Genomic DNA, 19622 nt, shown 5'->3' on the forward strand with positions numbered 1-19622 from the left:
TTCGGCAACATCAGCGTGAACCTGAAACTGGGCCTGGGCTTCGGCCTGGTCCTGGCCCTGACCTGCGTCCTTGCCCTGACCGGCTGGACCAGCTTGGGCAGTCTGATCGACCGCAGCAACTGGATGAGCGACATCACCCAGCTCAACGCCGGCCTGACCAAGCTGCGCGTGGTGCGCCTGCAGTACATGCTGACCAACGGCGACGAAGCCGCCGCGCAGAATGTGCAGACCACGCTGCAGGCCTTTTCCGACCAGCAACAGGCCTTGCTGGCGAAGTTCAAGAGCCCGGAAAACCTCAAGCTGCTCAAGGAGCAAGGCACTGTCATCGACGCCTACAAAACGTCCCTGGCCAAGATGCGTGGCGCCTATCGCACCGGCAACAGCGCACGCGACGTCATGGGCGCCAACGCCGAAACGGCCAGCACGCTGATCGACGATTTGAACAGCCGCGTGCAACAACTGCCACCGAGTGATCAGCGCTTCGAGCAGTTCCAGGCCATCACCGCCGCCCGGCAAGCATTCTTGCTGGCCCGCTACGAAGTGCGTGGCTACACCGCGACCACCAATGCCGAAACCGAACAAAAAGCCGTCGCTCAACTGGACGCCGCCATTGCCAGCCTGAAACAGCTCAACGTGCATTTCACCGACGCCCAGCCCGAAACCCTGCGTCAGCTGGAAACCGCACTGGGCAACTACCGCAGCGCCTTGCAGGCTTACAAAGCCGCGAACAGCGACGCCGTGCAGGCGCGCAAGGAAATGACCGACCAGGGCGCGGCCATCGTGAGCCTGAGCGAACAGCTATATCAGATCCAGCTCGACCGTCGCGATGCCGAAAGCGCCCAGGCGCGTACCCTGCAATTGATCAGCACGCTGCTGGCTCTATTGGTCGGCATTATTGCCGCCGTTCTCATTACCCGGCAGATCACCGGCCCGCTGCGCGAAACCCTGGCCGTGGTCGATCGCATCGCCAGTGGCGACCTGTCCCTGGACGTGAGGGTGACCCGCCGCGATGAGCTGGGTGTCTTGCAACAAGGCATCGCGCGCATGGGCGTGACCCTGCGTGACCTGATCAGCGGTATTCGCGACGGCGTCACCCAGATCGCCAGCGCGGCCGAAGAACTGTCGGCCGTGACCGAGCAGACCAGCGCCGGGGTCAACAGCCAGAAAGTCGAGACCGACCAGGTCGCCACCGCCATGCACGAGATGACCGCCACCGTGCAGGAAGTCGCGCGCAATGCCGAACAAGCCTCCCAGGCCGCCGCCGCGGCGGATGGTGAAGCCCGCGAAGGGGACAAGGTTGTCGGCGAAGCCATCACCCAGATCGAACGCCTGGCCAGCGAAGTGGCACGCTCCACCGAAGCCATGGGCCTGCTGCAACAGGAAAGCGACAAGATCGGCAGCGTCATGGACGTGATCAAGGCCGTGGCCGAACAGACCAACCTGCTGGCCCTCAATGCTGCGATTGAAGCGGCACGCGCCGGTGAAGCCGGACGCGGGTTTGCCGTGGTGGCCGACGAAGTGCGGGGCCTGGCGCAACGCACGCAGAAATCCACCGAGGAAATCGAAGGCCTGGTGGCGGCCCTGCAGAACGGCACCCAGCAAGTGGCGACCGTGATGAACAACAGCCGCACCCTGACCGACAGTAGCGTGGCCCTGACCCGCAAGGCCGGCACCTCACTGGAAAACATCACCCGCACGGTGTCCAACATCCAGTCGATGAACCAGCAGATCGCGGCCGCGGCCGAGCAGCAAAGCGCGGTGGCCGAAGAGATCAGCCGCAGCATCATCAACGTGCGCGACGTGTCGGAACAGACCGCTGCGGCCAGCGATGAGACGGCCAAGTCCAGCGTGGAACTGGCGCGACTGGGGAATCAGTTGCAGATGATGGTCAGCCACTTCCGCGTCTGAGATTCACTGCGCAGTGAATGAAAGATCCATTCGCGAGCAAGCCCGCTCCCACAGGTTCAATGAGCATCCTGTGGGAGCGAACCTGCTCGCGAAGGCGATCCAGCTGTCAATGAAGGCACTCAGGCTTGCCACGGGTTGATTACTTCCAGCCCGGGAAACTCGAAATCACGAACATTGCGGGTGGCAATCGGTGCTCCGTGAACTCGGCAGACGGCGGCAATCTGCGCATCAGCCATCGACACAGACCGCCCCTTGGCTTCACAACCCGCCACCAACGTCGCGTACTCAACGGCGGCATGCACATCAAAAGGCAATATCCTCGCGGCGAAGTCCTCTTCAAACATCGCCATCGCATGGGCTTCAAGCTTTTGCTTGCGCTTGCCGGATGGGAGTCGGGCGAGGCCATGGAGAATTTCCGCCACGGTAATGGCAGCAATTGCCAGTTCCATGGCAGGTTGTGCATCTACCCAGGCCAGAACCTGAGCGTCAGGCTCAACCCGCATAAACTCCGAAAGCACATTGGTATCAAGCACTATCATTCGGAGAAATCCACCGCGGTTGCTTTCTCCTGCCGTACGGGCAGATCCAGGTCAACTCCACCGCACACACCAAATCTGTTGCGGATTCTGCTGCCTAGCCCTCCCGCACGATCGACGGTAGCCAATGCCCTACCCAGGATAAGGCGAGCTTCCTCTTCCATCGAATGCCCGTTATGAGCAGCCGCTATTCGCAACTGCTCCTTGACCTGATCGTCGAGGTTTCGAATCGTGATACTGGCCATGACGCCTCCCGCAATCAATGAAATCATTGATTTCAGACTAGCACATCATGTCCCGCTAAAAACCCATTAAGACGCCCAACGGACTCAGGTATTTGGTAAACACCAATGTCACAAGAATCCCCCACGCAAATCCCCTTCCCGCGCCAGGAACCGCCCTTCCCTGCGCCCGTTCGCCTGACCGTCCTGGTAACTCAATACCCCGTTGACCCACACCCCATCGATGCCTTCGGCCGCCCGTTGCGGGTCGTTGAAGTCCGCGACATCGCGAATGGTTGCCGGGTCGAACAGCACCAGGTCGGCCCAATGGCCTTCGCGGATCTCGCCCCTTTGCTTGAGGCCGAACCGCGCCGCCGACAAGCCGGTCATCTTGTGCACGGCGGTGTGCAGGGGAAACAGTCCTACGTCACGGCTGAAATGGCCGAGCACCCGAGGGAAGGCGCCCCACAAGCGTGGATGAGGAAACGGATCTTCCGGCAGGCCGTCGGAGCCGACCATCGACAAAGGGTGCGCCAAAATCCGTCGCACATCGGCTTCGTCCATCCCGTAGTACACAGCGCCCGCCGGTTGCAACTGGCGGGCGGCATCGAGCAGGGACAGGTTCCACTCGGCGGCGATATCCATCAGGTCGCGCCCGCCCATCTGCGGGTGCGGCGTTGACCAGGTGATGGTAATGCGGTGGGCATCGGTGACTTGCTTGAGGTCCAGGGTCGAGGAACTGGCGGCATACGGATAGCAATCGCAGCCCACCGGGTGGGTTTTCGCCGCCTGCTCAAGGGACGCCAACAGTTGCGGGCTGCGCCCCCAGTTACCGGCGCCGGCACATTTGAGGTGGGAAATGATCACCGGGGACTGCGCATGCCGGCCGATCTGGAATGCCTCGTCCATGGCGTCCAGCACCGGCTCGAATTCGCTGCGCAAATGGGTGGTATAGACCGCGCCAAACGCTGTCAGCTCTTCGGTCAGTTGCATCACTTCATCGGTCGATGCCGAGAACGCACTGGCGTAGGCAAGACCGGTGGACAAGCCCAAGGCGCCAGCTTCCAGACTTTCGCGCAGTTGCTCGCGCATGGCGGCAATTTCATCGGGCGTAGCGGTGCGAAACAGGTCGTCGAGGTGGTTGCTGCGCAGCGCGGTGTGGCCCACCAGCGCGGCGACGTTCAGCGTGGTGTTTGCCGCCTCCACTGCCGCACGGTAATCGCCGAATGTTGGATAAACAAACGCCGCAGCACTGCCGAGCAGGTTCATCGGGTCCGGTGGATCGCCGCGCAGGCTCACCGGCGAGGCGCTGATCCCGCAATTGCCGACGATCACCGTGGTCACGCCCTGGCTGAGCTTGGGCAGCATCTGCGGCTGACGGATCACCACCGTGTCGTCGTGGGTGTGTACATCGATGAAGCCGGGCGCCAACACGCGGCCAGCAGCGTCGATTTCTTCGGTGGCACGGGCATCCTGCAAGTCACCGATGCGCTCGATGCGGCCATTGCGGATCGCCACGTCGGCCGGATAGCCAGGGCTGTTGCTACCGTCGATGACCAGGGCATTGCGAATCAGCGTGTCGTACATCATGTCAGTCTCCCAGCGGCAAGTGATCGTCGCCGCCGCGGTAATCGTCCAGGGCGAGCTTGATCCGCCGCAGGCGCTCTTGATTGTCTTGAGGATTGGCCAGTGCCAGCTCGGTGGCAAGCACATCGATGGCGAGCAACATGCCGTAGCGTGCTGCTGTCGGTTTATAGATGAAGGAGGTCTCGGCGCTTTGCAGCGGCAGCACGATGTCGGCCAGTTGCGCCAGCGGCGAATCGCCTCGGGTAATGGCCAGAACGGGCGCACCATAGCTGCGGGCCAGTTCCACGGTTTCCAGCAGTTCGGGGGTGATCCCGGTCAGTGAACAGACGATGACTACCTGATCGGCGCTGAGACTGGCCGCGGTGATCCGCATCATTACCGCGTCGTGGCAGACCGCGATCGGGTAGCCAAGGCGCACGAGGCGCACTTGCAACTCATCGCTGCACAAGGTCGAACAGCCGCCCATGCCGAAGGCATGAATCATCCGCGCCTTGCCCAGCAGTTTCACGGCATCGGCGAACCGCGACTCGTCGAAGGCTGACAGGTGCTGGCGCAGGGTCGATTCGATGTCGCCGACTATCTGCCCGTAGAACGCTGACTGCTCCGGTGTGCCCGCCGGATCGAGAAAACGGCTGCCGACGCCGCTGGCCTGGGCCAGTTGCAACCGCAGGTCGCGCAGATCCTTGCAGCCGACCGTACGGGCAAAACGCGACAGCGTGGCAGTGCTGACCTCTGCGCGCAGCGCCAGCTCATCCAGGCTGGCGGAGGCGGCAAACCCCACATCGTCGAGCATCAGGCGCGCGATGCGTCCTTCCCCGGCACTGAAGGAATCCTGGCGGGCGCGGATCTGGTAGAGGATGTCCATGGCGGGCGGCTCCGGTTAAATCAGGTAGGAAAGGCCCACGGTCAGGCCGAAGGCGACGAGCGAGATCAGGGTCTCCAGCACCGTCCAGGTCTTGAAGGTCTGGGTCACCGTCATATTGAAGTATTCCTTGATCAGCCAGAAGCCGCCGTCGTTGACGTGGGAAAAGATCACCGAGCCCGCCCCCGTTGCCAGCACCAGCAGCTCCGGGTGTGGATAACCCATCGCGATCGCCACGGGGGCAACCACGCCCGAGGCGGTGGTCATGGCCACGGTAGCGGAGCCGGTGGCGATGCGCATCAAGGCGGCGAACAACCAGCCCATCAGCAACGGCGACAAGTGAAATTCGTTAGCCAGGCCGACGATCTGGTCGGTGACACCGGCGTCCACCAGAATCCGGTTCAGGCCGCCGCCGGCGCCCACCAGCAAGGTGATGCTCGCAGTCGGCGCCAGGCATTCGTTGGTGAACTTGAGGATCGACTCGCGATTGAAGCCCTGGGCCAGGCCAAGGGTCCAGAAGCTCAGCAAAGTCGCCAGCAGCAATGCGATGACCGAGTTGCCGATGAACAACAGAAACTGGTTAAAACCCGTGCCAGGGGTGGAAATCAGGTTGGCCCAGCCGCCGATCAGCATCAACACCACCGGCAACAGGATGGTTGCCATGGTGAGGCCGAAACTTGGCAGACTGTCGCGCGGTTCACGTTCGAGGAACTGCCGCTCCAGTGGGTTTTCCGCCGGCAACTGGATGCGCGGCACGATGAATTTGGCGTACAAGGGCCCGGCGATGATCGCCGTGGGAATACCGATCGCAATCGCATAGAGCAAGGTCTGCCCCACCGACGCCTGATACACCTGCACCGCCAGCATCGCCGCCGGGTGCGGTGGCACCAGCGCATGCACCACCGACAGGCCGGCGACCATCGGCAGGCCGACCATCAGGATCGACACGCCGACCCGCCGCGCCACGGTGAACGCGATCGGCACCAGCAATACGAAACCGACTTCGAAGAACAACGGCAGCCCGACCAGGAAAGCGATACACACCATCGCCCAATGCGCGTTTTTTTCGCCGAAGCGGTCGATCAAGGTGCGCGCCACCTGCTCGGCGCCGCCCGACTCGGCCATCATCTTGCCGAGCATGGTACCCAGCGCCACCACCAGGGCGATGTGTCCCAGGGTCTTGCCGACGCCCGCCTCATAGGCGCCGACCACACCGGACGGCGGCATGCCCGCCACCAGCGCCAGGCCGATGGAGATCAGGGTGATGACAATGAACGGATTGAGCCGGTAACGGGCGATCAGCACGATCAGCGCGATGATGGCGACAGCGGCATACACCAGCAGCCAATAGCCGAAGGACGGGGTCATGCGGTACTCCTCGAGAGGGTCACGTCGAAAGTTTTGTGAAACTCTTAAAACATTTCGAGACGCGATTTTCAAACGAGGTGAAAGTAATTTTCGTGCAGAGGTAAGGGATGTCGCTCAGAGATATGTCGTGTCGCAATTAATGAAAATCAGGCAGGTATATTTTCATCACCACGGATCGTTCCCTCGCTCTGCGTGGGAATGCATCCCCGGACGCTCCGCGTCCCTTCACAGCCGAACGCAGAGCGTCCGAAGAGGCATTCCCACGCGGAGCGTGGGAACGATCATCCTTTGCTGCGCGTGGGAACGATCAGGCAGGCGGATCTCAGTCGTGTTGTACCCGGGCGCGCTTGAGCAGTTTCTTGCAGCGCTCGGACAGGCCCAGCACACGCAGGTGCTTGCCAGCCTTGCTGTAGCGCTCGCGCAAGGTTTCCAATGCAGCGATGGCGGAGTAATCGACGAAACTCAGGTGGCGACAATCGAGGGTCACTTGCACGGGGTCGTTGGCCGCGTCGAATTGGTTGAGAAACGGCGTGGTCGAGGCAAAAAACAAGGTGCCGTGCACGCGGTACAGCTTGCTCCCGTCGCTTTCCAGGTGACTGTCGGCGTACAGCTGCCGGGCCTGCTGCCAGGCGAAATTCAGCGCCGCAATGATGATCCCGCACAACACCGCCATGGCCAGGTCGGTGAACACCGTGATCACCGTCACCATGATAATCACCAGTACATCGTTCATCGGGACCTTATTCAGCACCCGCAGCGAAGCCCAGGCGAAGGTCTGCTGCGAAACCACGAACATCACCCCCACCAACGCCGCCAAAGGAATACGTTCGATCAACGGCGACAGGAACAGAATGAACAGCAGGATCGACACCCCGGCCACCACACCGGACAACCGCCCGCGCCCCCCGGAGCTCAAGTTGATGACGGTCTGGCCGATCATCGCGCAACCGCCCATGCCACCAAACAGACCGGACACCACATTGGCCGCGCCCAGCGCCACGCACTCGCGATCGGGGTAACCGCGGCTCTCGGTGAATTCGTCGGTGAGGTTGAGGGTCAACAGGGTTTCCAGCAGGCCGACCATCGCCATCAAGAACGCGTAGGGCGCAATGATGCTTAGGGTTTCCAGGTTCCAAGGAATGTCTGGCAGGGCAAATGTCGGCAAGCCGCCGGCGATATGTGCCATGTCGCCCAGAGTGCGGGTTGGCAGGCCGAGGAAGTGCACAGCCAACCCCACTCCCAGGATCGCCGCCAACGCCGGCGGTATCGCGCGGGTCAGACGCGGCAGTACGTAGACAACCGCCATCGTTACCGCCACCAACCCGATCATGTAGTACAGCGGCGTACCGCTCAGCCAGGTCTCACCACTCTTGAAATGCTCAAGCTGCGCCAGGGCAATGACGATCGCCAGGCCGTTGACGAACCCCAGCATCACCGGGTGCGGCACCATTCGCACCAGCTTGCCCAGTCGCAGCAGTCCGAACGTCGACATGATCAACCCGCCCAGCAGCACCGTCGCCAGCAAGTACTGCACGCCGTGCTGCACCACCAGCGCGACGATCACCACCGCCATCGACCCGGCAGCACCGGACACCATGCCAGGCCGACCACCGAACAGCGCGGTCAGGGTACAAAGGATGAACGCACCGTACAGCCCCATCAGCGGATTGAGATGAGCCACCAGCGCGAAGGCAATGCATTCGGGTAGCAGGGCGAAAGACGTCGTGAGGCCAGCGAGGGCATCGGCGCGTAGATGTTTTGGTTTCATGGGGGACCGCGTGCAGGGAGAAGCAGGAAAGAGTGTGGGGATGTTACGGAATCAAGGGCGGCCCGGCCAGTTTATGCAACTTCAGAAACGCCTTCGCGAGCAGGCTCGCTCCCACATTTGATCTTGGCGGGGCACAGATTCGTGCACGACGAAGATTCCCTGTGGGAGCGAGCCTGCTCGCGAAGGCAGCGACTCGGTGTTGAGCGAACTCAAACCATCTCGTGACGAATCCACTCCAGCACCGACGTACGCTTCGGCGCCCACCCCAGGATTTCCCGCGCACGCGTTCCGCGAACACGGCTGTTGGAGCCCAGGCCATAGTTGGCCATTTCATAACCCCACTCGGCTTCGGCGTCCTTCAGCGGCCAGTCTTGCGGCTTGCCCAGGTTCAGCGCCTCGGCGATCGCCGTGGTCATGTCGATGAAAGACGCTTCACCGCTTTCGACGAAGTAGAACGTGCCTGGGACGTTTTTGCTCAGCGCCAGCAGGTACAGCGATACTACGTCTTCGATGTGCACGTTGGACCAGATGTTCTGCCCGGTCCCGACATGACGGACCACGCCGCTTTTACGCGCCTGCTTGAGCAAGCGCGGCAGCTGCACGCTGTCGCGCTTGACGCCCAGGCTGTGGCCGTAGATCAGCGTGTTGCAGATGACGGCCGAGTTCACGCCGTCCTTGGCCGCGGCGAGGATCAGGTTGTCGATGGCCACGCGTGCAGCCTTGTCCACGGTGGGTTCCGGCAAATTGTCTTCGTAATAGATAACGTCGCTGGGCTGACCGCCCGAGGCATCGCCGACGATGCTCGAACCGCTGGTATGCAGCAATACCTTGTTGGAGCCGCGCAAGGCATCGAGCAAGGCTTCGACAGCGCCGCGATGGTCGCTGCTGGCGGCGTTGATCACGGCGTCGGCTGCCCGGGCTTGTTCGGCCAATAGTGCGCTGTCGTCCAGCGTACCGGTCACGGGGGTGATGCCCAGTGCCTTGAGCTCGTCTGCTTGCTCGGCGTTGCGCACCAGGCCGGTCACCTTGTGGCCGGCCTTGACCAGACCGGTGGCGATGGAGCCGCCGATGAAACCGGCCGCACCGGTAACGAATACGTTCATGGAGAAACTCCCTGCGTTGATAAGTGATGCAACGAGTATCAAGCAGTGATCCCAGACGAAAAATCCCTGCTGACCCAATTCACTCTTGCGCAGGAATCACGAATCAGTCGCTGAAATCCGTGGAAGCGTAAAGCGCCAATTTGCCCTGGATGAAGTCAAGGAAACACTGGATGCGCAAGGCCAGTTGCGAGTTGCGGTAGTACACCGCGTTGATCGGCTGGCGATAACCGCTGTTGAACTCGGCCAGCACGACCTTCAACCGCCCGGCACGAATGTCCTCGATGGTCATGTAATGCGACAGGCTGGCGATGCCCTGGCCTTCCAGCGCCAGATGGCGGATGGTTTCACCGCTGGACGCGCTGAGTGACGCCTGGATCGGCCAGCGATCGCCATGCACATAGCGCAACGGCCATTGGTTGAGGCCTTCGTTCTGGGTGAACCCCAGCAGGGTGTGTTCGGCCAGGTCCGCCACGGCTGTCGGTGTGCCATGTTTTTCCAGGTAGGCGGGACTGGCGACGATGTGCAGCGGACTGCATCCCAGCGAACGGGCGTGCAGGGTCGAGTCGGCGAGTGTGCCGATGCGGATGGCGATGTCGGTGCTTTGCTCGAGCAGGTCGATGATCAGGTCGTTGCTGTTGAGTTCGAGCTGGATATCCGGATAAAGCCGGCGGAACTCGTCGATGTACGGCACGATGGCATGCAGCATGAACGGCGACGCGGCGTTGATGCGCAAGCGCCCGGACGGCGTTTGCTGGCGCGAAGACAAGCGTTCTTCGAGTTGGTCCATCTGATCGAGAATCAGCTTGGCGTGCTCGAAGAAATATTTGCCCTCCTCGGTCAGGTCCATGCGCCTCGTGGTGCGGTTGATCAACGTGGTATCGAGCTTGGCCTCCAGCCGCGACAGCGTGCGACTGACCGCAGACGGCGTTTGCCCGACCTGCTCGGCGGCCGCGGAAATCGACCCGCACTCAATCACGCAGACGAAGATCTGCAGTTCATCGGATCTGGCTTTCACGTGTGTCCTCTTTCACGAATCGGCATGGCATGAATCGCCAGGATCGCAGCCTTCGGCAGCTCCTACAGGGTATTGCGTATACCTGTAGGAGCTGCCGAAGGCTGCGATCTTTTAAGCCATTGCGACCGATATTAGCTGAGCGTTACACCTTCAGGCCAAACACCTCGGCCAAGTGCTGCTCATAACGCGCCACATCGGCCTCGATGTTCGGGCGCTTCATCACGTCCACGCAGAGGAAAGTCGGCAAAGCGGTCATGCCGAGGAATTCGTTGGCCTTGTGGAACGGGAAGTACACCGCGTCCACGCCTTTGGCCTCGAAGAAGTCGGTCGGGTCGTCGAAGGCTTGCTGCGGCGCGTTCCAGGTCAGCGACAGCATGTATTGCTTGCCCTGGATCAGGCCCCCGCTGCCGTACTTCTGCGAGGCGTCGGAACGGGTGCGGCCATCGCTGGCGTAGAGGCTGCCGTGACCTTCGGTGAAGACTTCGTCGATGTACTTCTTCACGGTCCATGGCGCGCCCATCCACCAACCCGGCATCTGATAGATGATCACGTCGGCCCAGAGGAATTTGGCGACTTCTTCGGCAACGTCGTAACCCTCGTCGATGAAGGTGGCCTTGACATCCACACCGCCGCGATCCAGCACGCTCAGCGCGGCTTCATGCAAGGTGGTGTTGTAGCGGCCATCGGAGTGGGCGAATTGTTTGCCGCCATTGAGTAACAGGACTTTTTTCATGAGAGGTCTCGTAAGGGTCAGAAACTGGATGGCGGCAGCGTAACGATCCGCCTCGCGCGGAGTAAGCGCCGCTGTCGCAAAATACATTTGACCCACGCGCACGAATCACTAGGAGATTGTTGCCTTAGACTGGCGCCGATTCTGACTTGAGGAGTGTTTTCCAATGAGTGAAATGCAAGGTTTCATCCTGCACGCCAAGACCCGCCCGGAAAAATCCGACGCCTTCGAAGCGTTTTTCAGCGGCTACGTAGAAGCAAGTCGCGCCGAACCCGGCTGCATCGAGTACCACATGCTGCGCGACAAGCAGGACCCTACCCTGTTTATCTTCTTCGAGATCTGGCAGTCCCAGGCACATCTCGACGTGCACTCGAACCTGCCGCACATGAAGCAGTTCCTCGACCAACGCGATGAGTACCTGGAACGGGATTTCGAGATCCGCGCCATCGAGATGCTCAGCCCGTCGCCTTCTAGCCGCTGATCAACAAATGGCCGCCGAGCAACCCGAGGCCAATGAAGAATACGCGCTTGAACAACAGGGCGCTGATCCGCTGGCGCAGCCACTGCCCCAGCCACATGCCGAGCACCGCCGGGATCAGCGCCAACAGCGACGCACTCAACTCGCCACCACCCAAGGCGCCGAGCCATAGCAGTCCGCCCGCGAGGGCAAGAGTCGAGACGGTGAACGACAGGCCCAACGCCTGCACCAGTTCGTCCCTGTTCAACCCCAGCGCTTGCAGATAAGGCACTGCCGGAATCACGAACACGCCCGTGGCCGACGTAATGACACCGGTCAGCACGCCGCACATCGGACCTAGCCAGCGCTCATTACCCGCACCGACACGCATGGTCGGCAAGAACAAGCCGCTCAGCGCATAGAGCAACAACGCCGCGCCCAATCCGCGCACCACCCAGTGACCACCGACCATGCCGATCCACAGCGTACCGACGCCGGTGCCGATGAAAATCGCCAGCAGCATCGGCCACAGCCGCAGGACCAACCCGCGCAGATGCCCGCCGAAAGCCAGTTGCCAGACGTTGGTCAGGGTCGCGGGAATGATCAACAGCGCCGCAGCCTGTGAAGGCGCCATAGCCAGACCGAGCAAGCCCATGGCGATGGTCGGCAAGCCGAGACCGATCACGCCCTTGATCATGCCGGCGAGCAGGAAGGTGGCAATGACCAGTAATGAAAGGGTCAGGCCGAGATTGTGGTAGAACGAGACGAGGGTATTCATGGGCTAATGGTGAGCCCGGATTGGCGGGTTGAAAATCTGCCATATACTGAGCCTGCCTCTTGATTAGCAAGAGGCTTGAGTATTCGCCGTGGCTGCTGACGCCTTCGCGGGAAGCCCGCTCCCACAGGGATCTTTGGCGGACACCAAATTTATGTTCGATGCATTTCTACTGTGGGAGCGGGCTTGCCCGCGAAGAGGCCCGCCCACACGACACACCACTTGAGGCTGCAATGATGCACTTCGACCTGACCGACCTGCGCCTCTACCTGAACATCTTCGACACCGGCAACATCACCGCCGGCGCGGCGCGTAGCCATCTGTCCCTGGCCGCCGCGAGCGCGCGAATCCGTGCAATGGAAGCATCACTCGGCACTGAGTTCCTGCAGCGCGGCCGTCGCGGCGTTACCCCGACGCCTGCCGGCAAGGCCCTCGCGCAACACGCCCGGGTCCTGCTGCAACAGGCCGAACGCATGCAGCAGGACCTGGCCGAATATGCCAAAGGCGTCAAAGGCCAGGTGCGGTTGTTGTGCAACACCACCGCCATCACCGAATACCTGCCGGAGTTGCTCGCCGACTTCCTGCGCGAGCATCCCAACCTCGACATCGACCTGCAGGAATTGCCCAGCACGCGCATCACCCACGCGTTGCGCCAGGGTGCCGCCGACCTAGGCATCGTCTCAGATGCGGTGGACACCCAAGCCCTCGAAACCCTGCCCTTTCGCGACGACCCGCTGGTGCTGATCATGCCGCCCGGGCATCCGTTGGCCGACGGCGAACCGCCGACGTTCAGCGATACCTTGCAGCACGACTACGTGGGGTTGGCCGCTAATAGTGCACTCGCGGTGTACCTCGAAGAACAGGCGTTGCACGCGGGTATGCGCATGCAGATCCGCATCCGTGCGGAGGGTTTCGACGGGGTGATGCGCATGGTTGCCCGCGGCGCCGGGCTGGCGATTGTGCCGCTGGCGGCGATCCAGCGCCGGGCACTGGATCAACCGCTCAAAAGCTTCACGTTGAAGGAAGACTGGGCACAGCGAAAACTGCTGCTGTGCGCGCGATCATTCACTGGCCTGCCCGGTTATGCCAGGGCGTTGCTCGAGGCGTTGCTCACTGAGTGAGGCCGGTTTGGGCTTCCTGAAAAACACGCCGTAGACAACGGTCAGCAACAACAGGAACGGCACACCGAACACCAGGGTCATCTTGAAGGCTTCGGTGAAATAGGTGGTGATCATCACCGCGCCCATCAGTACCAACCCCAACCAGGTGCTGTAGGGGAACAGGCGCATGCGAAACGACAGTTTTCGCTCGCCGTGACGCTGGTGATAACGACGGAAACAGTAGTGCGTCAGGAAGATCATGAACCAGGTGAAGATGGCGCCGAACATGGAAATCGCCATCATCAAGGTGAACGAACTTTCCGGGTACAGGATGTTGAGCAAGGTCGCCAGGGCAATGCCCGAGCTCGACAACAACAGGGCGTTCAGCGGAATCCCGCTCTTGCTCAACTTGCCCATGGACTTGGGGGCGTAGCCGCCACGGGACAGGCTGAACATCATGCGCGTGGTGATGTACAACTGGCTGTTCATCGCCGACAGCGCGGCGATCAGGATCACGAAATTCATCACCCCGGTGGCGCCCGGAATGCCGATGGCTTGCATGACCGTGACGAACGGGCTTTGCGCATGACCGGCCTGGACCCACGGCACAATCGCCAGCATCAGAGCGAGGGTCAGCAGGTAGAACACCACCAGGCGCACGATGGTCGCGCGAAAGGCTTTCTTTACCGCTTGCTCCGGGTCCTGCGCTTCACCGGCGGCCACGGCGATCATCTCCACGCTCAGGTAACTGAAGATCGACACGATGACCGCGACCCACATGCCTTGCAGGCCATTGGGGAAAAAACCGCCGTGGACGGTGTAATTGTGCACGCCGTATTCCGGGTTGCCGGAACCGAACACCACGTACACCGCAAGAATGATGAAGCCGACGATCGCGCCGATCTTGATGGTCGAGAACCAGTACTCGAACGTGCCGAAGGTCTTCACGCTGATCGCGTTGAGCACGATCAGCACACTGGAAAACGAGACGATCCACACCCACTCCGGCACGTTGGCAAACCAGTACTTCATGTACATCGCCACCGCTGTCACTTCCGTACCGACCGCCAGTACGATCGCCGCCCAATAGGCATAGCGCACCAGGAACCCGGCCAAGGGGCTGACGTAGAATTCGGCGTAAGCACCGAACGAACCGGAGGTCGAATGGGCCACGGTCATTTCCGCCAGGCAGCCCATCAACAACAGCGTGATGATCGCGCCGATGGCGTAGCTGAGCAGCACGCTCGGTCCGGCATAGCCAATCGCGTAGGCGCTGCCCATGAACAGCCCGGTGCCGATCGCGCCACCAATGGCGATCATGCTCATTTGTCCGGACGTCAGCTGACGCCGCAGGCCCTGTTCACGGTTGGATATCGTTTCAAAACCGGTGTTATCGGTCATTTTTATGTCCTCTGAATATTGTCTTTCTTGAAGAGCACGTCTTGGTTTTTACCGGTGGGGATCAGCCACGCACAGCAGGACACGGATCAGAAAATACTCAGTGGATATTCGATGATGACGCGCACTTCGTTGTTGTCCGTGGTATCGGCCCGCGCCACTTGCGCGGTGGAACGCACACTGGCCTGACGCACCCTCACCGACAGGTCACGCGCCTTGCCCGACTGCACGACGTAGCGCGCCTCGATGTCGCGTTCCCAGCGCTTGCCGTCATCGCCGTAGCGTCCGTAGGCGCCGTTGGGACCACCGTCGTAATGGCTGTCGTCGATATGGTCACCGCTGACGTAACGGGACATGAAGCTCAGCCCCGGCACGCCGAACGCCGCCATGTCCAGGTCATAACGCAGTTGCCATGAGCGCTCGTTGGGGGCGTTGAAGTCGAGCACCTGAACCGAGTTGGCGAGGAAAATCGAAGTGCCTGGCTGTTGATCGAACCCCAGGTAATCGAACGGCTCGTTGCCATCGACTTGTTGATACGCCAGGGTCAATCGGTGAGCGCCGAACTTATACCCGGTGGCCAGCGACCAGGTGGTGTTGTCGATTTTTCCGGCCAGGCTCTGACCATCGTCGTTGGTGCGGTAGATGTTGAAATCCAGGTTCAGCGACTGGCCTTCACTCAGGGCAAAGGTGTAGTTGCCGTTGGCGTAGTACTGCCGCCAGATATCGGTGAACTGCGAGCCGTAGAGGCTGATGCTCAGTTGGTCGCTCAGGGCATAACTACCGCCCAGATAATCGACACTGCGGGTTTCCACGCCAGCGTACAGCGCTTTCAGCGCGCCATCGGCATTGGTCGAGTTACTGTCGTTGCCGGCGGTGAAATGACCGATGTCCAGTTGCAAGGCCTTGAGTTCATGGCTGGTCAGCTGGAAGCCCGTGGCAACACTGGTGAACAGTCGCGCATTGCCGGTGCCGAACACCGGGTTTAGCGGGGTCAGGTTGCCGTACTTGAGTTCGGTCTGCGATACCCGCGCCTTCACCGCGCCACCCGCTTCGGAGTACTCATCCTCGGGGCGACCATCGGCATCGACCGGCAGCAAACCGGTGCCGGTGCGTCCCTTGCCACTGTCGAGCTTGATGCCCAGTTGCGCGTAGGCATCGACCCCGAACCCCACCATTCCCTGGGTGTAGCCGGAGCGGTAATCGAGCATGATCCCGTGGGCCCATTCATCCCGATAATTCTGTCCGCCAGGGTTGTTGAGGTTATTGCGGTAGAAATAGAAGTTGCGGTTGGTCAGGGTCAGGCTGCTGCCTTCGACGAATCCATTGTCGGCGGCGGCATAGGCCATTTGCCCGAGGCAACTGCCGATGGCGAGCGACAAGGCGGGCCAGGGGGACAGTCTCATTCTGCGTGCTCCTTATTATTGTGTTTGCACAGAACAGTTGATTGATCGCAGGCGAAGCCCTGCCGCCAGGAAACCTGGCAGCAAGACCTGGACAACGCAGGTATCAGGTGACGCTGTGGCGAACCTGGAATTGCGCTTGCGCCCAGGTTTTCTGATCGAGAATCTCGCCGAGGATCTGCACCGCATCCCAGACCTCGGTGAAGGTCGTGTACAGCGGGGTGAAACCGAAGCGCATGATGCGCGGCTCGCGGTAGTCGCCGATCACGCCCCGCTCGATCAGGGCCTGGATCACCGCATAACCTTCAGGGTGTTCGAAGCTGACGTGGCTGCCACGCTTGGCGTGCTCACGCGGGGTGATCAACTTCAGTTCGTGAGCCGCGCAACGCTGTTCGACCAGTTCGATGAACAAGTCCGTCAGGGCCAGGGATTTACGGCGCAAGCTGGCCATGTCGGTCTGGGCGAACACATCCAGCCCGCACTCGACCATCGCCAACGACGTGATCGGCTGGGTACCGCACAAGTAACGGGCGATGCCGCTGCTCGGCTCGTAGCGCGACTCCATGGCGAACTGCCGCGAGTGGCCGAACCACCCCGCCAGCGGCTGCGGCACCAGATCGCACAACAGCGGCGAGACCCAGACGAACGCCTGCGAACCCGGACCGCCATTGAGGTATTTGTAGGTGCAGCCGATGGCGTAGTCGGCGCCCGCCTGATGCAAGTCGACCGGCACCGCGCCAGCGGAATGCGCCAGATCCCAGATGGCCAGCGCCCCGCACTCATGGGTCAGCGCGGTCAGCGCTTGCATGTCGTGCATGTAGCCGGTCTTGTAGTTGACGTGGGTGAGCATCACCACCGCCGTGTCCTGGTCAATCGCTTGTGGCAGCTCTTCAGGGCTATCAACCAGGCGCAAGGTGTAACCCTGCTGCAGCATGTCGGCCAGGCCTTCGGCGATGTACAGGTCGGTGGGGAAATTGCTGCTTTCGGTGACAATCACCCGCCGCGCTGGCGACCTTGTGGCTTGCACCCGCAGCGCGGCACTGAGCACCTTGAACAGGTTGATCGAGGTCGTGTCGGTCACCACCACTTCACCGTCACGGGCGCCGATCAACCCGGCCAGGCGATTACCCAAACGCTCGGACAGATCGCGCCAACCGGCAGTGTTCCAGCTGCGGATCAGGCCATTGCCCCACTCTTGGGCAATCACCTCCTGAGCACGCGCCAATGCCGCGACCGGGCGTGCGCCCAGGGAATTGCCATCGAGATAAATCACACCGTCGGGTAGCGCAAATTGCTGGCGTAGCGGCGCGAGAGTGTCCTGGGCATCACGCGCCAGGCAATCGTTTCTTGTTGTCATCGGGTGTCCTGTTCTTTGAAGGTCGTAGCGTTTATGCAGGCGTTGTCGGCCCCTTTTTCGTGGAGAAATAATGAACGATGCCTTGGAGAATTTTCGTGCAAACTAAGCGGCTACGAGGTAGTTATTTCGCATAAAATTCGAATCCAACACCCATAAACGCGGATTTACGCCAGCCATGAATCTCGACTCGACAGACCTGCGAATCCTCCATCAACTGCAACAGGATGGCCGCATCAGCAATCAGGAACTGGCAGAGAAAGTCGCCCTGTCGCCGTCGGCCTGTCTACGAAGGTTGCGCCTGTTGGAAAGCGAGGGAATCATCAGCGGCTATCGCGCGGTGTTGAATGCCGAACGGCTGGGGATCGAACTGGAAGCTATCGTCCATGTGTCGTTGCGACAGGACGTCGAGGATTGGCACGAGACCTTTATCAAGAAGGTCCAGTCGTGGCCGGAAGTGGTCACCGCGTATGTGATTACGGGAGCGAGCAACTATGTGCTGCGCGTCCAGGCGCGTAATCTCAAACACTTCTCCGACTTCATCGTCAACCACTTGAACCGCACGGCGGGGGTGACTGATATCCGCTCGGAAATCGTCCTGCAGAAGATCAAGGAGCGTGAATCGTTATTGGACCTGGTGGTGCGCAAGTAAGAGAGCAATGCCTAATACACTGCTAAACCTGTGGGAGCGGGCTTGCTCGCGAAGAGGCAGTGTCAGTTGACATCAATGTTCACTGACCCACCGCATTCGCGAGCAAGCCCGCTCCCACATGTAAGTGTTTTAGCCGCGCAGGCGCCGGGCTTCATTGCGCTGCAAGGTCATGCTCGGGGACTCGTCGAACAGCTTGCGGTACTCGGCGGAAAAACGCCCCAGGTGCGTGAACCCCCAGCCCATGGCGATCGCGGAAATATTGCGCGCCGAGCCGTGTTCAAGCAGCTCCTGACGCACGCCGTTCAGGCGGTACTTCTTCAGGTAGACCATCGGCGACAATGCGAAGTACTTCTTGAACGCCTCAAACAGCTTGAAGCGTGAAACCCCGGCAGCCGCTTCGATGTCCTCCAGGTGCAAAGCCTCGCGAGCATTGTCATGAATGTATTGCCGCGCCCGGATCAGGTAGTGCGGCAACTTCACGCCCAGCACCTCGCGCAACTCTTCTGAATAGTTGTTCGGCTGGGCGAGGATCAAGCCTTTGATCAGCGAACTTTCAATGTCCCGGGTGAAGGCCACTTGCTCGTAGAGTTCGCTACTGCGCTCCAGCTCAGCGATGAAATAGCGCGCCATGCGCCACCACGAAGCGGACGCGCCATCGACCGCATCCATCATCGGTTCGAAGCGCAGCGGCGCATCCAGGGGCCGCTGCAGCAGGCCTTCCAGAGACTCACTCATGGCGACGCGGGTAATCACCACCTGGACTTTGCGGCAGTCGCCGGAAATCGCCAGCAACTGGTTTTCATTGGGGGAAATGATCACCCCCTGGTCGCGGTCGGATCTCACCACGCTGCCGTTCTTGCTCAACTCCTGTTCGCCCACCAGGGGCAGGCTCAGGCTGTAGCTGCTGAAGCGCTCGGGATCCTCGATATCGATGGTGACATCGGTGCCGTATTCGATGGTGCCCAGCGTCGTGGCCATCGACTTGAACGTGTTGGCACTGTGATGGAAGCGGATCCGCTCGGGCGTCGAGGTCACGAGTCGGTGCGGCCCGCAAATACCGGACATCCAGCTTCTTGCGGCCTCGAGGTCGTCGCTGTCGACACGAATGTCGCGACTCTGCGGATCGGTTTTAGTGTTCATCACGGTGCACCCACGGGCTATTTTCCAGCGCGCTCTGACGGCGCGTCTCAGGCGTGGAAAACGCAAGTTCCAGGCCACAAAACGCCAGCGCCAACTGAGTGGATAGCAATCCTCGACTATGTGGATAACGTAGCCGGTGAACGTGTCCCAACAGGCACTCGACGTTGCGCAAAACAGTACCTGATTGCTGCACACAGGTGCAGCCATTCATCGTTTGGTGCGCCTTCTGGGTAGTCGCTGCCCAGTTT

General features: G+C 61.0%; 18 protein-coding genes and 1 pseudogene. 5 read left to right on the forward strand and 14 right to left on the reverse strand.

The genetic code is table 11. From position 1 onward, the window contains the following. Positions 1-123 precede the first annotated feature (123 nt). A pseudogene (locus CGA21_RS30495) lies at positions 124-1050 on the forward strand (methyl-accepting chemotaxis protein); the annotation flags it as partial. Then, positions 1045-1908 carry a methyl-accepting chemotaxis protein gene (locus CGA21_RS30500; protein WP_411157092.1) on the forward strand — a complete coding sequence of 288 codons (864 nt, stop codon included), beginning with the start codon at positions 1045-1047 and terminating at the stop codon, positions 1906-1908. The pseudogene CGA21_RS30495 and the gene CGA21_RS30500, both read left to right, overlap by 6 nt. Before the next feature lie 119 nt (positions 1909-2027). On the opposite strand, the gene CGA21_RS26290 is transcribed toward CGA21_RS30500, so the two are convergent. The 9 genes from CGA21_RS26290 to CGA21_RS26330 form a co-directional block, all read right to left on the reverse strand. Further along, a complete protein-coding gene (locus CGA21_RS26290; protein WP_110746702.1) occupies positions 2028-2447 on the reverse strand; it encodes a type II toxin-antitoxin system VapC family toxin in 420 nt (139 codons plus the stop codon). Continuing rightward, entirely contained in the window at positions 2444-2689 is a 246-nt protein-coding gene (locus CGA21_RS26295; RefSeq protein WP_110746700.1) for a FitA-like ribbon-helix-helix domain-containing protein, read from the reverse strand. Before CGA21_RS26295 ends, CGA21_RS26290 begins: the two co-directional genes overlap by 4 nt. A gap of 108 nt (positions 2690-2797) precedes the next feature. After that, on the reverse strand, positions 2798-4255 hold the full coding sequence (locus tag CGA21_RS26300) for an N-acyl-D-amino-acid deacylase family protein (RefSeq protein ID WP_110746699.1): 1458 nt from the start codon (positions 4253-4255) through the stop codon (positions 2798-2800). 1 nt (position 4256) lies between these two features. Continuing rightward, positions 4257-5117: a MurR/RpiR family transcriptional regulator gene (locus tag CGA21_RS26305; protein ID WP_110746697.1), complete on the reverse strand. Its 861-nt coding sequence runs from the start codon at positions 5115-5117 to the stop codon at positions 4257-4259. 15 nt (positions 5118-5132) lie between these two features. Further along, positions 5133-6482, reverse strand: coding sequence for a gluconate:H+ symporter (locus CGA21_RS26310; protein ID WP_033045481.1), 1350 nt, complete (start codon positions 6480-6482; stop codon positions 5133-5135). 322 nt (positions 6483-6804) lie between these two features. After that, positions 6805-8250, reverse strand: a complete 1446-nt coding sequence (locus CGA21_RS26315) for a SulP family inorganic anion transporter (RefSeq protein WP_188265370.1) — start codon at positions 8248-8250, stop codon at positions 6805-6807. Positions 8251-8459: 209 nt separating this feature from the next. Beyond that, positions 8460-9353 carry an NAD-dependent epimerase/dehydratase family protein gene (locus CGA21_RS26320; protein ID WP_188265371.1) on the reverse strand — a complete coding sequence of 298 codons (894 nt, stop codon included), beginning with the start codon at positions 9351-9353 and terminating at the stop codon, positions 8460-8462. 103 nt (positions 9354-9456) lie between these two features. Next, entirely contained in the window at positions 9457-10368 is a 912-nt protein-coding gene (locus tag CGA21_RS26325) for a LysR family transcriptional regulator (RefSeq protein WP_020796478.1), read from the reverse strand. A 142-nt stretch (positions 10369-10510) separates the two neighbouring features. Continuing rightward, the gene (locus CGA21_RS26330; RefSeq protein WP_110746692.1) at positions 10511-11101 is read right to left on the reverse strand and encodes an NAD(P)H-dependent oxidoreductase; all 591 of its coding nucleotides are present in this window, start codon (positions 11099-11101) and stop codon (positions 10511-10513) included. Between the two features lie 163 nt (positions 11102-11264). Here CGA21_RS26330 and CGA21_RS26335 point away from each other — a divergent pair, with 163 nt between their 5' ends. Continuing rightward, the gene (locus CGA21_RS26335) at positions 11265-11579 is read left to right on the forward strand and encodes a putative quinol monooxygenase (RefSeq protein WP_188265372.1); all 315 of its coding nucleotides are present in this window, start codon (positions 11265-11267) and stop codon (positions 11577-11579) included. On the opposite strand, the gene CGA21_RS26340 is transcribed toward CGA21_RS26335, so the two are convergent. After that, entirely contained in the window at positions 11569-12333 is a 765-nt protein-coding gene (locus tag CGA21_RS26340; RefSeq protein WP_188265373.1) for a sulfite exporter TauE/SafE family protein, read from the reverse strand. The two genes, CGA21_RS26335 and CGA21_RS26340, sit on opposite strands and share 11 nt — an antisense overlap. 233 nt (positions 12334-12566) lie before the next feature. On the opposite strand from CGA21_RS26340, the gene CGA21_RS26345 reads away from it, so the two are divergent. Beyond that, entirely contained in the window at positions 12567-13451 is an 885-nt protein-coding gene (locus CGA21_RS26345) for a LysR substrate-binding domain-containing protein (protein WP_188265382.1), read from the forward strand. Here the strand turns inward: CGA21_RS26345 and CGA21_RS26350 are convergent. The 3 genes from CGA21_RS26350 to kynU form a co-directional block, all read right to left on the reverse strand. Next, positions 13392-14831, reverse strand: coding sequence for an amino acid permease (locus CGA21_RS26350; RefSeq protein WP_188265374.1), 1440 nt, complete (start codon positions 14829-14831; stop codon positions 13392-13394). The genes CGA21_RS26345 and CGA21_RS26350 overlap by 60 nt on opposite strands. A gap of 86 nt (positions 14832-14917) precedes the next feature. Beyond that, positions 14918-16231, reverse strand: a complete 1314-nt coding sequence (locus CGA21_RS26355; protein WP_110746684.1) for an OprD family porin — start codon at positions 16229-16231, stop codon at positions 14918-14920. A gap of 103 nt (positions 16232-16334) precedes the next feature. Further along, the gene (gene kynU, locus CGA21_RS26360; protein ID WP_188265375.1) at positions 16335-17585 is read right to left on the reverse strand and encodes a kynureninase; all 1251 of its coding nucleotides are present in this window, start codon (positions 17583-17585) and stop codon (positions 16335-16337) included. Between the two features lie 175 nt (positions 17586-17760). Between kynU and CGA21_RS26365 the strand changes: the two genes are divergently transcribed. Beyond that, positions 17761-18234: an Lrp/AsnC family transcriptional regulator gene (locus tag CGA21_RS26365; RefSeq protein ID WP_020796471.1), complete on the forward strand. Its 474-nt coding sequence runs from the start codon at positions 17761-17763 to the stop codon at positions 18232-18234. A gap of 129 nt (positions 18235-18363) precedes the next feature. Here the strand turns inward: CGA21_RS26365 and CGA21_RS26370 are convergent, their stop codons facing one another. Then, positions 18364-19374: an AraC family transcriptional regulator gene (locus tag CGA21_RS26370; RefSeq protein WP_110746681.1), complete on the reverse strand. Its 1011-nt coding sequence runs from the start codon at positions 19372-19374 to the stop codon at positions 18364-18366. Positions 19375-19622: the final 248 nt, after the last annotated feature.

Origin of the sequence: Pseudomonas sp. PSB11, from assembly GCF_014596605.1 — a bacterium.
Classification (GTDB): domain Bacteria; phylum Pseudomonadota; class Gammaproteobacteria; order Pseudomonadales; family Pseudomonadaceae; genus Aquipseudomonas; species Aquipseudomonas umsongensis.